Origin of the sequence: Streptomyces boncukensis (assembly GCF_011045075.1) — a bacterium.
Classification (GTDB): Bacteria; Actinomycetota; Actinomycetes; order Streptomycetales; family Streptomycetaceae; genus Streptomyces; species Streptomyces boncukensis.
In genome coordinates, this window is record NZ_JAAKZZ010000142.1 from 1 (window position 1) to 15,423 (window position 15,423).

A 15,423-nucleotide genomic window follows, 5' to 3' on the forward strand; every position below is an offset into this window, starting at 1 on the left:
GGAGCGGGGAGGGGCGGCTCAGATCTGCCCGAGCATCTCCTCGGTGATGATGGGCTGGTGGTAGGTGCAGGTACCGGAGCGCACCATCGAGCCGTGCAGCCGCTCGGCGGGGATCAGCAGCTTGTCGCCCTCGTTCATGGCGATCATCGGGCCGACGTTGTTCCAGAAGTGCATCTGGCCGATCTCGACCACCACGAGCCGGTGCTCGTCGTGCACATGGGTGGTGGAGGTCTCCTCGTGGGACTCCACGAAGGTGTCCAGGTCGACCTCCATGCCGCTGGTCTCGATCAGCGAGTGCAGCTTCTCGGCCTTGACCTTGTACTCGTCCAGCCGGTCGGCCCAGGCCAGCTGGGTGGCCAGGTCGCTGTCGAAGGTGGCGGCCAGCCGCCGCGCGTCCTCGAAGCCCCGGTGGAAGGAGAGCGCCGCCTCGCCGCCGAACCGCTCCACCAGCGGCCCCACCAGCGCGCCGGTCAGCTCGGCCAGCCCGGCGCCGGTCAGCTCGGGCACGTCGGTGAAGTAGCGGGCGCCCGCGTCGCCGAACGCCTCCTCGAAGACGCCCCGGTACGCCTCGGCCGTGACGGCCTCGTCCAGCCGGTGGTGCACCCAGGCGCCCAGGAACTCGCCGAACCACGCGTGGTCGCGGGCCGCCGAGTGCAGGTGGTTGGCGCCGGCCAGCGCCGAGCCCAGCAGGAACTGCCAGTACGCGTACGGCTCGGCCGACAGCCCGGCGCCGGCCAGCAGCGCCTCGTAGTGCGGGGCGCGTTCGGTACGGTCGCGCAGGTCCTCCAGCAGCAGGGTGCGCAGCGCCGGGTGCGCGGTGCCGTAGTCGCCCAGCAGGCCGCGGCCCACGGCGCTGTGCACGGCGGGCCGCGCCGCGGTCAGCTGCACCAGCGTGAACGTCGCCGCCTCGGCGCGGTGCTGACAGGAGCGGGCCACCTCCAGGGCGCGCCCCGGGCGGGCCCGCCGCTCCTCCAGCACGCCCTGGACATGGCCGGTGAGCGCGTCGGCCCCGCCCTCCAGCGGGGTGCGGGCGCCCCCCAGCCAGTGGAACAGATGGCGCTCCAGCACGGCGCCGGCCCGCAGCGCGAGGATCCGGTTGTCCAGCGAGCGGAACGCGGCGGCGTCCTCGGCGCTCGGGTGGCCGCCGGCCGCGGCCGGCACATACAGCTGGTCGGCGTCGTGCACGGTGCGCAGCATCCGGTGGCCCAGCAGCGCGCTCAGCCGCAGCGCCTCGTCGGCGGGCATCGGTGTGCCGTAGTCGAGGAATCCCAAGTCGTGCGGACGCACCGGCCGCCGGAACGGATTGTCGTCGTTGATCAGTTCTTCCGCCGTCGCGCTGCGGAAAGGCGCGTTCGCCGCATACTGCCGGACAATGCCATTGGGATCGTCACGATCGCTCTTGATACGCGAGACAGGGGACATGAGATCCTTTCCCTTTCTTCGGCGCCGGGCAGGGCGCACTCTTCGCACGCGACTTCGAGCGGCTGCGAAACTAACAACCCGGCGCTTCGGGGGTCGTCCAACCAGGGGTGGAAATTCCTTCTGCCACCCGTAGTTGAGGCACTCTGGGCACGCGCTCGTTCCCATGGTTATGGTGGCCGCCCCGACCGACTCGCCAGACCGCGCGGCGGCTGTGAAATGAGGAGTGGACCGATGACCGAGACCGTGACCGGCCCCCCGTCAGGTACCGAGGACGGCGGCCTGGCGCTGCGTGAGTGGCTGGCCCGGAATCGCCGGGAGAACCGGGTGCTCTGGGACGAGGAAACCCGCTCCTGTCAGGTATTCGGCTTCGCCGAGACCCAGCAGATGCTGAAGGACCCGCACACCTTTTCCTCCGACTTCAGCCGGCTGGTGCCGGACGCGCAGGGCGGGCCGAAGATCGCGGCCGACGGCCGGCCGGTGCCCAACCTGCTGGAGGGGCACCTGAGCGTCACCGACCCGCCGCGCCACAGCAAGCTGCGCAAGCTGGTGAGCCAGGCGCTCACGCCGCGCGCCGTGGCCGAGCTCGAAGGCAAGATCACCTCGATCACCGCCGGCCTGCTGGACGACATGGCAGGCCAGGACGTGGTCGACATGGTGCCCGCGTTCTTCAACCCGCTGCCGGTCACCGTCATCGCCGAGCTGCTCGGGGTGCCGGCGGCCGACCACGCGATGTTCCGCGGCTGGGCCGACGCCCTGGTCTCGGCCAACCACGACGCGGCGGCGGTCGACGCGGCCCGGCTGCAGACGCCCGAGGCGATGGACAACCTGCTGCTGGAGATGCAGGACTATCTCCTCGACCACGCGGCCCGGCGCCGCCGCGACCCGGCCGACGACGTGCTCAGCCGGCTGGTGGCCGCCGAGGTGGACGGTGAGCGGCTGGAGGAGTCCGAGGTGTTCACCATCACCCTGATGCTGCTGCTCGCCGGGCACATCAGCACCACGCTGCTGCTCGGCAACAGCCTGCTGTGCCTGGACGACAACCCCGGGGCCCTGGCGGCGCTGCGCAAGGATCCCTCACTCGTCCCCGACGCGCTGGAGGAGGTGCTGCGCTTCAGCCCGCCCGCCCCGCTGGCCTACCGGCTGACCGCGCGCGACACCACCCTGGGCGGGGTGGACATCCCGGCCGGCGTGATGGTCGCCTCCTGGGTGCTGTCGGCCAACCACGACGAGGACCAGTTCGCCGACCCGGGCACCTTCGACCTCACCCGCAGCCCCAACCCGCACCTGTCCTTCGGGCACGGCATCCACTTCTGCATCGGCGCGCCGCTCGGCCGGATGGAGGCCAGGGTCGCGCTGACGATGCTGCTGGAGCGCTGCCCCGAGCCGCGGTTCGCCGAGCCGCCGGTCTTCTACTCCTCGCCGACGGTCTTCGGGGTCAAGAGCATGCCGCTGTCCCGGCCCGTGGCCTGACCCGCCGGGACCGGTTGCGAGCCGCGCGGCCGGAAGGGGCAGCGCGCCGCGCCGTCCTGCGGCTCGGCCGGTGCGTCGGCCAGGAAGTACTGCCGCCACTCGCGGTTGTCCGCGTCGCCGTACGAGCCCAGCTCGGGGGCCGCCTCCACGGTGTCGTACCGGCTCAGCCGCTTGCGGATGGTGCGCCGCGCCGCCGCCCCCGGCGGGGTGTCGGCGCCCAGCTCCTCGAACACCCAGCGCGGCTGGAAGGTGATGAAGAAGACCGGGCTGTGCCGGCTGCGCCGCCGCTCGTGCGCCGGGGTGTTGCAGACCACGAAGATCGGAGTGCCGCCGAAGCTGAACTCCCACCACGGGTCGTCGGTGTCCTGCGGCACCTCGGCCGGCCACGGGCTCTCGTCGGTGTCGTGCAGGTGCTGGAGCACGCTCCAGAACCGTTCCCGGTACGCCTCGACGGTGCGGGTGCGGCCCTCCGGCCGGAAGAAGACGATCAGCGAGGTCTCCCGGCCCAGTTCGCGGTAGCCGGCGAGGTACTCGGTGAGCACCTCGCCCAGCCTCTCCCAGGTGTCCGGGTCGTCCAGCGACTCCACGAAACCGAAGCGCAGGCTGTCCCTCTTGATGCCTGAGACGGCGAAGGTGCAGGGAAAGGGCGAAGCCTCCGAAAGGAGCGTCTCCCGCAATTCCAGAACGCATTCGGAACCCCACTCGGGTATTTTGCCGATGACGTTCTCTGCCATGTGCGTATCACCCCGACGATAGCTTTTCCCGGCGTAGCCCCGGCCCTGGACGCCGATCGGCGAAGAGGCTATCAGCGCCCCTCAGGCCGGGTCTTCCAACCAGGGTAGGAATTGAGTTGTGCAACCGGGTGTGCAAGAAACGGCGGCCGGTGAACCGTACGATGCAGGCGCAGGACAGCCACCTTCCGGACGGCATTGCCGGTCGGTAACGTGTACGGCATGTCGCCGTGGTGCCTGGGAAGCCGAGAACCGCTGTTTCGTATTTCCCCGGCCGCCCCGGCGAACGCGCCGATTTCTGGATGCCGGTCCCCCATGGCCTTGCCGCTGCCAGCCAGAACGAGGAGAAGCACATGCCAGCTCTCGATTCCCCGACTTCCGATGCCGCGGCCGCAGCCGCGGAGCTGGAGCGCGTCCTGCACACCCACCCCGGGGTGGCGCGCGCCGTCGTGCGGACCCAGGTCAGGCCGGACGGCACGCCGGTGCGCACCGCGTACGTGGTGCCGTGCCGCAACGACGCCGTCCAGGACGACGCGGCCGCGCTCGGCCGGCAGTATGTGGCCGAATGGCAGGGCGTGTACGACCACGTGTACGCCCAACCGGCGTCCGAGGACCCGACGTTCGACACCCGGGGCTGGCTGAGCAGCTATACCGGCGGTGAGCTGGGCGAGGAGGACATGCGGGCCTGGCTGGACGCCACGGTGACCCGGATCGAGGGCCTGGGCGCCCGGCGCGTCCTCGAAGTGGGCTGCGGCACCGGCATGTTGCTGCACCGCCTGGCGCCCGGCACCGAGCGCTACCTCGCCAGCGACATCTCGGCGGGCGCCGTGGAGCGGATCCGTGACTCGTTCGGCGGCGCGCTCCCGGCCGGGGTGGAGGTCTTCCAGGCGCCGGCCGACGACCTGTCGGCCGTGGCCCCCGGCGCGGTCGACGGCTTCGTGGTCAACTCGGTCTCGCAGTACTTCCCGGACGAGGAGTATCTGGACCGGCTGGTCCGGCAGGCCGTCGACGTGGTCGGCGAGGGCGGCTTCCTGTTCGTCGGCGACGTCCGCTCGGCGGCGGTGAACCGCGCGTTCAGCGCCGGCCTGGAGCTGGCCAGGGCCCCGGAGCGGGCCCCCAGCGAGAAGGTGCAGGGCCTGGCCGAGCGCCGCTGCTGCACCGGTACCGAACTCCTCGTCGACCCCGGCTACTTCACCGCGCTGCCGGGCCGGCTGCCCCGGGTCGCGCATGTCGCGGTGCTGCTGCGCAGGGGCGCGCGGCGCACCGAGATGAACCGGTTCCGCTACGACGTGGTGATCCGGCTCGACCGGCTGCCGGGCGGCGAGGCCGTCGTCCCCGAGTGGCAGCCGTGGGACCGGCGGCGCTGGAGCGCGGACGCGCTGCGCCGGCACCTGGCGGAGGAGCGTCCGGCCGTGCTCGGGCTGCTCGGGGTGCCCAACGCGCGGGTGCTCGCCGACCACGCGGCGGCCGAACTGCTCTCGCGGCCCGACCGGCCCGCCGTCGCGGCCGAGGTGCTCGCGCGGGCCCGCGAGTCGGCCGGCGACGGCCTGGAGCCGGAGGACTTCTGGGCGCTGGGCGACGACCTGCCCTACGCGGTCCGGCTGAGCTGGGCCCGGTCCCTGCCCGACGGCGCCTTCGACCTGTCACTGGTACGGGTCGAGGACGGGGCGGGGAAGCCGGCCCCCGAGGTCCGCTTCCCCGACGAGCCGGCCCCGCCGCGCCGCCCCGTCAACCGGCCCTGGTACGGGCGGGTGGAGAACCTGAGCCCGGCCAAGCTGCGCGCCCATGTGCGGGCGCGCGGTGCCGAGGCCGTGATGCCGGGCCGCTTCGTGCTGCTGGAGTCCCTGCCGGGCGCGCCGGGCCAACCGCCCGACGAGGCGGCGCTGCGCGCCATTCAGTGGGCCTGATCCGGCCGCCGAACAGTGGCGGACATCACGTGTAAACCGCCCCGGCGCCGGTTGGACCGGCGTATTCGGCCACCACGGTGGCCGGATCCGATGGCTGATTTGGAGTGGGCACACACGTGAATGACAACAGTTTTCATCGTGAAAAGCGTGTGAATGCGGTGCTGGCGGAAGCAAAGGGCGATCCAGCGTCGTGACCCGGCGCGACGGCGGGAATGAAAATCGCGCCAATCTAAAGCGGACGTACGGATTCCGTCAAATCCGGGTAACGCTAACATAGGCTATGGCTCATAACAGCCCACGCCAGTCCGTGCGGTGCAGCGCACCGGCGGGCGTGTCGGCTCGTCGGAGGGGGGGACTGGCGATGCGGTCCGTAAGGCCGATACGAACCGTGAACGGGCTGGGCGAAGTGATGTCCGCGCAGTCGCAGCCGGCCGCGCGGGACAGCGGGCGGGTGGGGCTGCTGCTCGGCGACGAGCAGCCGCTGGTGCGCCGTGGACTGCGCGCGCTGTTCGAGAACGACCCGGGGTTCCGCGTCCAGGGCGAGGCGTCCAACGGGACGTCCCTGCTGGAGCTGGCCGAGGCACACCGGCCCGAGATGGTGCTGATGGACGCCGAACTCCCCGGCCCCGACCTCCTGGACGTGGTGCGCCGGCTGGTCGGCAACCGCGCCGACGGCGGTTCCCCGGGTGTCATGCTCCTGGCATCCGAGAGCGGTCTCGCCGACGGCCGGGTGCTCGGCGCCGCGCGCGCGGGCGTGCGCGGCTTCCTCTTCAAGCGGGAGTCCTCCGAGATCGTCTCGGGGGCGCGGGACGTCGCGCGGGGCGGCGCCGCGATGAGCCCCGGCATCGTGGTCCAGGTGCTCCAGGCGCTGCGCTGCACCCACCGGCCCGCCGCGCTCCGGTCCTCGGGCGAACTCGCCCTGCTCACCCCGCGCGAGCTGCAGATCTTCCAACTCGTCGCACAGGGGCTGACGAACCAGCAGATCGCGGACGTGCTGGTGCTCTCCGAGGCGACGGTCAAGTCCCACTTCAACCGCATCTGCCGCAAGCTGGCCCTGCGCAACCGCGTGGACGCGGTCATCCTCGCCTACGAGATGGGCGTCGCCGGCAGCTTCACCGAGGACCGCGCCCCGGCCTGACGGCCGCCCGCCGCGCAGGCGGGCACGCGGCCGGCCCGTCGCGCGCGGCTCAGCCCGCCGCCACCTCCTGGCCGGGCGTCGCCACACCCCCTAGTGCCGTGACCGGAAGGGTTCACCGCCTCGCGCCGCCCGGCACGGCGCCTCGCGGCGTTGCCGAATCACGCGAGTACGCCCAGTACGAGCCGCGATCCGGCGCCTTGCGAGGCTCCCCCAGCTACCGCTGGGAGGTGCCCCCTGCACCTGGGGGCACCCCCAGTTCGAGCGGAGCCGAGAGCTTGGGGGAGACGCGAGACGGCAAACCCTTCCGGTCACGGCACTAGCAACCGGGCCACCTCGGCGACCACCTCCGGCAGGCGGTCCTGCAGGTAGAAGTGCCCGCCGGTGAAGACCCGGGAGTCGAACCCGCCGCCGGTCACCTCGGCCCAGCGCAGCACCTCCCGGGGCCGTACGTGCGGATCGTCCGTGCCGCAGAACGCCGAGACCGGGGCCGCGACCCGGGCTTCGGGATCCGGCCGGTAGCCGGCGATCAGGCGGTAGTCGCCGCGGATGGTCGGCAGGAACAGCGACCGGAAGTCGCCGTTGTCCAGGATCGTGTCGGAGGTGCCGGCCATCGTGCGCAGGTCCGCCACCAGCGCCTCGTCCGAGAGCAGATGCACCGTCGAAGCGGGCGCCGCGTGCGGCGCGGGGCGGCCCGAGACGCACAGCCGGGCGAGCCCCCCGGGGCAGGCCCGCTCGATCCGCCGGGCCACCTCGAAGGCCACCATGGCGCCCATGCTGTGCCCGAACAGCACCAGCGGCCGGCCGGCGGTCACCGGCAGCGCCGCGGCGATCTCGTCCGCCAGCTCCTCCAGGCTCGCCGCGAGCGGCTCCTCGAACCGGTCCTCCCGCCCGGGGTACTGCACCGCCAGCACCTCCGCCGCGGGCGCGAGCGCGCGGGCCCATCCCTGGTAGGAACTGGCGCTGCCGCCCGCGTGCGGGAAGCACACCAGGCGCGGTGCGCCCGGCCGTGCCCGGTGCCGCCGCAGCCACCGCCCGGACCCCGTCGTCCCGTCCGTCATGCTCCTTCTCCCGCATGTCTTCCGCCCGCCGGCGGCGCACCGGCGCATCGCCCTGTGCCCGGAACTCCTCGGATACCCGGAACTCCCCGGGGTGAATTACCGGTCGTCCGGGAAGTCGTGAGCGTACATATCTGGCAACCCGCGGACAAGGGTGCCGATGGGGTCGGAAGCAGTACGGAACCACGGTTGGAGACGCCGATGGCTACCGAAGTTGGATGACCCCCGAGTACCCCGCTGCTACGTTCGGGCGGGCTCAATGGAGACGGTTACCCGCACCATCGGAAAACCATGAGCCGGGGAAATTCCCGGAATCCCTATCAGGGCACCAGGACCGCTGTCCCGAAGAGAGAAAACAGGGGACCCGCGCAGTGACGAGTACCGAGGACCGGACCGGAACATCCCCCGAACGGCAACGGCGCGAACTCGCCCGGCTGATGCTCGCCGAGGCCGGACTGGAACGCCGCAACCCGGCGCCCGTCCCGGTCGCGGCCCACCCGCAGGCCCAGGGATCCGGCGCAGCGGCGCCCGCGCCGCTCACCGACGCCGAGGAACGGATGTGGTTCCTGCGGCAGCTGCGGCCCGATGACATCGCCTACAACCTGTGCGGCGGCATCCGCCTCACCGGCACCCTCGACCCCGCCGCGCTCGGCGCCGCCGTCACCGGTCTGGTGGCCGCCCACGACGTGCTGCGCACCGTCTACCCGGCGGGCGGGGACGGGACGCCGGTCCGCCGGGTGCTGGCACCGCCGGAGGCGGTCGAGCTGCCGCCGACCGACCTGGGCGCCCTGCCCGGCGAAGCGCGGCTGCGCGCCGCCGACTTCGTCATCGAGCAGGAGGGCCGCAGGCCCTTCCGGCTCGCCGACGAGACACCGCTGCGGCTGCGGCTGTTCCGGTTCACCCCGGACGACCACCTGCTGACGATGGCGGTCCACCACATCGCCTTCGACGACACCTCCTGGGGCCGGGTCCTGGACGAACTCGCCGCCCGCTACACCGCGGCGAGCGGCGCCGGCGGCCCCGGCGGCCCCGGCGGCCCCGTACGAGCCCCGGCCCTGCGGTACGCCGACGTCGCGCGGTGGGAGCGCGAGCGGCTCGACAGCGGCGCCTGGGATGGTCAACTGGACTACTGGAAGGCCAAGTTCGCCACCCCGCCGGCGGCCCTCACGCTGCCCGCCGACCACCCCGAGGACGGCAGCGAGACCGAGGGCGTACGGCGCGACGCGCACCTGGACCCCCAGGACACCCGCGCCCTGCGCGCGCTGGCCCGCGAGTGCGGCACGACCCTGCACACCGCGCTGCTCGCCGTCTACCAGTCCGTACTGCACCGCTGGAGCGGCGAGAGCGACATCGCCGTCGGCTCGCCCGTCGTCAACCGCGACCGGACCGAGTTCGAGGACGTGGTCGGCAACTTCGGCAACACCGTCGTGCTGCGCACCGACCTGGCGGGCGACCCCGCCTTCCGTACGCTGCTCACCCGGGTCCGCGACACCTGCGCCGACGCCTTCGCGCACCAGGACCTCCCCTTCGACCGGGTGGCCGAGGCGCTGCGGCCCGCCGAAGCGGTGGGCCGGGCCCCGCTGTTCGACGCGGTCTTCTCCTTCGTCACCGCGCCGCCCCGCCGGGTGACCACCCCCGGCCTCACCTTCGCCGAACACCCGCACCACAACGGCACCGCGCGCTTCCCGCTCGTCCTGGAGGCGCGGGAGACCGAAGAGGGGCTCGCCTTCGGGCTCACCGGCCGGGCCGACCTGTTCTCCGCGCCGGCCCTGGAGCGGATGCTGGGCCACCTGCTGACCCTCCTGCGGGACGCGGTCGCCCGGCCCGACGCGCCGCTGGGCGCCCTGCGGCTGCTCACCGAGGCCGAGGAGCGGCGGGCGCTGACCGAGTGGAGCCGCTCGCGCGACGAGCCACCCGAGGACCGGCCGCTGCACGTGCTGGTGGCACGCCAGGCGGCCCGCACCCCCGACCTGGTCGCCGTCGTGGCGGGGGAGACCGCCCTCACCTACCGCGAACTGGACCGCCGCTCGAACGAGCTGGCCGCCGTGCTGCGGGCCGACGGGGTGGGGCCCGAACGGATCGTGGGCGTCCATCTGGCGCGCACCCCCACGCTGGTGGTCGCGCTGCTGGCGGTGCTCAAGGCGGGCGGCGCCTTCATGCCGCTGGAGCCGGACTGGCCGGAGCTGCGGCTGCGCTCCGTGGTGGCCGGCAGCCGCCCGCTGCTGGTGCTCACCGACAGCCGGCACACCGCGCCGCCCCCGGTGGACGTGCCCGTACGCGATCTCGCCCACGCCCCGGAGCCCGCCGCCGCGCACGCCGATCCGGCCGACCCGGCCGATCCCGCCGGGCCCGCCGAGCCCGACATGGAGAACGTGGCCTACGTCATCCACACCTCCGGCTCCACCGGCACCCCCAAGGGCGTGATGATCCGGCACCAGGCGATCTCCAGCCGCATGGTGTGGCAGTCGGCGCTGCTCGGCACGACCAGCGAGGACCGGGTCCTGCACAAGGCCCCGATGGGCTTCGACATCTCCGTCAACGAGATCTTCCTGCCGCTGGTCAACGGCGCCCGGCTGGTGCTCGCCGACCCCGGCGCCCACGGCGACGTGGGCCATCTCGCCGAGCTGATCGAACGGGAGCGGATCACCTTCCTCTACATCGCCGCCTCGATGCTGGAAGTCCTGCTGGAACGCGACGGCATCAGCCGTGCCGCCCGCTCGATCCGGCACCTGTGGTGCGGCGGCGAGGCGCTGACCCCCGCGCTCTACCGCCGCTTCCGCGAGCGCCTGGACGCCACCATGTACCACGGCTACGGGCCCGCCGAGACGACGATCGGCGTGAGCTGCCAGGTCTTCGACGCGGACGAGGACGGGGCGGTCGTCACCCTCGGCACACCCAACCCCAACGCGCGGATCTATCTGCTCGACCCGGCCCTGCGCCCGGTCCCCGTCGGCGTGCCCGGCGAGATCCACATCGGCGGCATGCCGCTGGCCCGCGGCTATCTGAACGAGCCCGCGCGCACCGCGGCGGCGTTCGTGCCCGACCCGTTCGGCGAGGAGCCCGGCGGCCGGCTGTACCGCACCGGCGACCTGGCCCGCTACCGCGCCGACGGGCGTATGGAGTTCCTCGGCCGGGCCGACGACCAGGTCAAGGTGCGCGGCCTCCGGATCGAGCTGGGCGAGGTGGAGGCGGCGCTCGCCGCGCACCCTGCGGTACGCCAGGCGGTGGCGCTGGTGCGTTCCGGCACCCCGGGCGGCGACCGGCTCGCGGCCTGGTGCGTGACCGAACGGGACGTGGCCGAGGGCGAGCTGCGCGACTGGCTCGCCGCCCGGCTGCCGCACTACGCGGTGCCCGGCGAACTGCGCCGGCTGCCCGCGCTGCCGCTGACCGCCGCCGGCAAGACGGACCGCGCCGCGCTGCTCGCGCTGGACCCGGCCCCGGCACCCGCCGTGCCTGCGGTCGGGCCCGCGAGCGACCTGGAGCGGGAGATCGCCGCCGTGTGGACCGAACTGCTCGGCCGCACCGATCTGGGCACCCGGCACAACTTCTTCGACGTGGGCGGGCACTCGCTGCTGCTGGTCCGCGCGCAGAACCTCTACCGGCGCCGGCTGGGCCGGGACATCCCGCTGGTGGAGCTGTACGACCACCCCACCGTGGCGGCGCTGGCGGCCCACCTGGGCCGGGGAGCGGACGGCGGCGGGCGCGGGGATCCGGAGCTGGAGCGCGTACGGGACCGGGCCCGGCGGCGCGGGCGGCGGGCACCCAGGGGTCCGGCGAGCGCGGCCGGGACGTATCAGGCACCCGGCGAGAGGACGTGAACAGGACCGTGGACCACGCACAGACCGGCCGCACGGACGCCACGGACGCCTCGGACGGCCCGGACGCCACGGACGGCATGGACATCGCCGTCATCGGCATGGCGGGCCGCTTCCCCGGCGCGCGCGACCTGGCGGCTTTCTGGGACAACCTGACGGCCGGCCGCGAGTCGGTCGCCCCGCTCAGCGACGCCGACTACCTCGCGGCCGGCGGCGATCCCGCGCGGCTGGACGACCCCGGGCTGGTGAAGCGGGCCTCCGTCGTCGAGGGCATCGACGAGTTCGACGCCGCGTACTTCGGCTATCCGCCCGCCGAGGCGGAGCTGCTCGACCCGCAGCAGCGGCTCTTCCTGGAATGCGCGCACCACACCCTGGAACACGCCGGCCACGGGCCCGGCACCACCGGGGGCGCCGTCGGCGTCTACGCGGGCGGCCAGCAGAGCCGCTACTTCCTCGACCACGTCCACCCCCGGGTGCGCGCCGGGGACACCCTGGCCGTCCACCACGCGCAGCTCGGCAACGTCAACAGCACCCTGGCAGCGCGGGTCTCCTACGAACTCGGCCTCACCGGGCCCAGCCTGTCCGTGCAGACCGCCTGCTCGACCTCGCTCGTCGCCGTGCACCTGGCCTGCCAGGACCTGCTCGACGGGCGCTGCGACATGGCGCTCGCCGGCGGCGTCTCCCTCAACCCGGCCCTGCGCCAGGGCTACCGCTACGTGCCCGGCGGGCCCTTCTCCCACGACGGCCGCTGCCGGCCGTTCGACGCGGACGCCACCGGCATGGTCGGCGGCGAGGGGGTCGGCGCCGTACTCCTCAAGCCCCTGGCCGACGCCGTCGCCGACGGCGACCACATCCACGCCGTCATCAAGGGCAGCGCGGTCAACAACGACGGCGACCGCAAGGTGGGCTTCGCCGCGCCCAGCGCCTCGGGACAGGCCGAGGTGATCGTCACCGCCAGGACGCTGGCCGGCGTGGACGCCGGCACCATCGGCCTGATCGAGGCGCACGGCACCGGCACCCCGGTCGGCGACCCCATCGAGGTCTCCGCGCTGGCCCGCGCCTTCGCGCTCGACACCGACCGCACCGGCTTCTGCGCGCTCGGCTCCGTCAAGAGCAACATCGGGCACCTGGACGCGGCCGCGGGCATCGCCGGGCTGCTCAAGGCCGTCCTCGCACTCGAACACCGCACCGTCCCGCCGACCCTGCACTACAGCACGCCCAACCCGCATCTGGCGCTGGAGACGACCCCCTTCTACGTCCCCACCACGACCCGCCACTGGGAGGCGGCCGCCCACCCGCGCCGCGCCGGGGTCAGCTCCCTGGGCATCGGCGGCACCAACGCGCACGTCGTCCTCGAAGAGGCCCCGGCCCCCGTACCACGCACCGCAGCCGCCACAGCGCCCGCCGTGTCCGCCGAGGGCGCCGACGACCAGCTGCTCGTGCTCTCGGCACGCACCCCCGAGGCGCTCGACGCGCTCGGCGAACGCCTCGCCCGGCACCTCCGGGACCACCCGGACCACCCGGACCGGCCGCTGTCCGACGTGGCCCACACGCTGCGCACCGGCCGCAGGCCGCACCCGCTGCGCCGGGCCGTCGTCGCGCGCGACACCGCCGAGGCGGCGCGCGCCCTCGCGCCCGGCGGACCGCCCCGGAAGGCCGTACCCGGGCGCCCGGTGGTGCTCCTGTTCCCGGGCGCCGGCTCGCAGCACCCGGGCATGGGCCTCGGCCTGTACGAGACCGAGCCCGTCTTCCGCGCACAGATCGACCGCTGCGCCGCGATCCTCGCCGGCCACCTCCCCGTCGACCTGCGCGAGTCGCTGTACGGGGACGAACCGGACGGCGCGGCCGGCGCGGACGGCGCGGCCGTCGGTGTGTTCCCGGCGCTGCTGGCCACCGAGTACGCGCTGGCCCGGCTCGTGATGTCGTGGGGCCTGCACCCGGCCGCGCTGCTCGGCCACAGCCTCGGCGAGTACACCGCCGCCTGCGTGGCCGGGGTGCTCTCCCTTGAGGAGGCGCTGCCCCTGGTGGTGCGGCGCGAGCAGCTGTTCGCCCGAGCCGCCGGAGGCGGCGGCATGCTGGGCGTCGCGCTCGACGAGGAGGCGGCCGTACGGCTCGACGCGGAACTCTCCCTCGCCGCCGTCAACGGACCCGGCGCCTGCGTACTGGCCGGCCCCGAGGCCGCGCTGGCACGCGCCGAACGCCGGCTGGCGCGGGACGGCATCGAACACCGGCGGATCCGCTTCGGCGCCGCGGCCCACTCGGCGCTGCTCGACCCGGTGCTCGGCGCGTACGCCGAGGCCGTGCGCGGCGTCACGCTGCACCCGCCCCGCATCCCGTACGTCTCCAACCTCAGCGGCACCTGGACCACCGCCGAACAGGCCACGGACCCCGCCTCCTGGGTACGCCACACCCGCGAGCCGGTGCGCTTCGCCGACGGGCTGCGCACCCTGCTGGCCGAGGGCGACCCGCTGGTGCTGGAGGCCGGACCGGGCCGCGCCCTGGCCACCCTGGCCGGAGCCCAGGCGGGCCAGGACACCCCGGTGCTGCCGCTGATGCGCCACCCGCACGCCGGGGAACCGGACCGCCGCACCCTCCTCCAGGCGGTCGGGCACGCCTGGAGCCACGGCGCCGAGGTCGACTGGACCGCGCTGCACACCGGGCCCGCACCGCGCCGGGTACCGCTGCCCGGCTACCCGTTCGCGCGCACCCGGCACTGGATCGCCGCCCAGCCTGCCGGGCCCGCGCGGCCCGCGCCGGACGCCGGCTTCCCCGTCCCGCTCTCCGCGCACCTGGACTGGATGACCGGCGCCGAGGAGCGGCTGCGCGCCGCGCACGCGGCCCGCCGGCTGCCCGCCGAACTGGCCGGCGGCCTGGACGCGCTGGCCGCCGCGCACGTGTGCGCGGTGCTGCGCCGGGCCGGCATCGCCACGGAGCCCGGGACCGCCGTCACCCGTGAGGAGATCCACGCGGCCTTCCGTACCGTCCCCGCCTACCGGCCCCTCCTGGACGCCCTGCTGGGCCTGCTCACCGACGACGGCATCCTGGCCGAGGACGCGGCGGCCGGCGGCCGGCTGCGCTTCCAGGCGGCCGCCGCCGGCGTGGGCGACCCGGCGGAGCTCACCGCGGCGCTCGTGCGCGACCACCCCGACCAGGCCGAGGACCTGGCCTACCTGGACCACTGCGTACAGCACTACCCCCGGGTACTGGACGGCTCGCTGGCCGGCACCGAGGTGCTGCTGCCCGACGGCAGCGACGCACGCCAACGCGCCCTGATCGACCGCAGGCTCGCCTACAGCGACATCCCCCTCTACCGCAGGCTCGTCGCCGAGGCCGTCGCCCGGCTGGCCGGCGAGGCGGCCGGCGCCGCAGGGCCGGGCCGCCCGGTGCGGATCCTGGAGATCGGCGCCGGGCGCGGCTACCTCACCTGGGAGGTCGCCGAAGAGCTGCGCGCGCTGCCCGGCGTCGAGTACCACTTCACCGACCTGGGCCGGTCCTTCGTCCTGGACGGGCAGCGGCAAGCCCGCGAGCAGGGGCTGACCCAACTGCGGTTCGGGGCGCTGGACATCACCCGCGACCCGGCGCCGCAGGGCTACCCGGCCGGCTCGTTCGACCTCGTCCTCGCCTTCAACGTGCTGCACGCCACCCCCGACCTGCGGCAGGCCGTGCGCCACGCCGCCGGACTGCTGGTGCCCGGCGGTGTGACGATGCTGCTGGAGGCGTCGCACCAGCAGCGCTGGTCGCTGATGACCACCGGCCTGTACGAGGGCTGGTGGTACTTCGACGACGACCTGCGCGAGGGCTCCCCGCTGGTCGGCCCGCAGGTGTGGGAGGACCTGCTGCGCTCCGAAGGGCTCGCCGACGTCACCACCTTCCCCCGCACGTCCC

General features: G+C 74.1%; 8 protein-coding genes. 5 read left to right on the plus strand and 3 right to left on the minus strand.

From position 1 onward, the window contains the following. Positions 1-18: 18 nt before the first annotated feature. Entirely contained in the window at positions 19-1,422 is a 1,404-nt protein-coding gene (locus G5C65_RS15805; protein WP_165299475.1) for a cupin domain-containing protein, read from the minus strand. 231 nt (positions 1,423-1,653) lie between these two features. Between G5C65_RS15805 and G5C65_RS15810 the strand changes: the two genes are divergently transcribed. Further along, entirely contained in the window at positions 1,654-2,892 is a 1,239-nt protein-coding gene (locus G5C65_RS15810; protein ID WP_165299476.1) for a cytochrome P450, read from the plus strand. On the opposite strand, the gene G5C65_RS15815 is transcribed toward G5C65_RS15810, so the two are convergent. Further along, a complete protein-coding gene (locus G5C65_RS15815; protein ID WP_165299477.1) occupies positions 2,832-3,626 on the minus strand; it encodes a YqcI/YcgG family protein in 795 nt (264 codons plus the stop codon). The genes G5C65_RS15810 and G5C65_RS15815 overlap by 61 nt on opposite strands. 350 nt (positions 3,627-3,976) lie before the next feature. Between G5C65_RS15815 and G5C65_RS15820 the strand changes: the two genes are divergently transcribed. Then, positions 3,977-5,530 (plus strand): class I SAM-dependent methyltransferase, encoded by a 1,554-nt coding sequence (locus G5C65_RS15820; protein WP_165299478.1) that lies wholly within the window; start codon positions 3,977-3,979, stop codon positions 5,528-5,530. Between the two features lie 388 nt (positions 5,531-5,918). After that, positions 5,919-6,668 (plus strand): LuxR C-terminal-related transcriptional regulator, encoded by a 750-nt coding sequence (locus tag G5C65_RS15825; protein ID WP_338146428.1) that lies wholly within the window; start codon positions 5,919-5,921, stop codon positions 6,666-6,668. Positions 6,669-6,976: 308 nt separating this feature from the next. Here the strand turns inward: G5C65_RS15825 and G5C65_RS15830 are convergent, their stop codons facing one another. Continuing rightward, complete coding sequence (locus G5C65_RS15830) at positions 6,977-7,726, minus strand: thioesterase II family protein (protein ID WP_165299479.1); 750 nt, start codon at positions 7,724-7,726, stop codon at positions 6,977-6,979. Positions 7,727-8,094: 368 nt separating this feature from the next. On the opposite strand from G5C65_RS15830, the gene G5C65_RS15835 reads away from it, so the two are divergent. Both G5C65_RS15835 and G5C65_RS15840 read left to right on the plus strand, forming a co-directional pair. After that, positions 8,095-11,541 (plus strand): non-ribosomal peptide synthetase, encoded by a 3,447-nt coding sequence (locus G5C65_RS15835; RefSeq protein WP_165299480.1) that lies wholly within the window; start codon positions 8,095-8,097, stop codon positions 11,539-11,541. An 8-nt stretch (positions 11,542-11,549) separates the two neighbouring features. Next, a partial coding sequence (locus tag G5C65_RS15840) for a type I polyketide synthase (protein ID WP_165299481.1) occupies positions 11,550-15,423 on the plus strand: 3,874 nt, incomplete at its 3' end.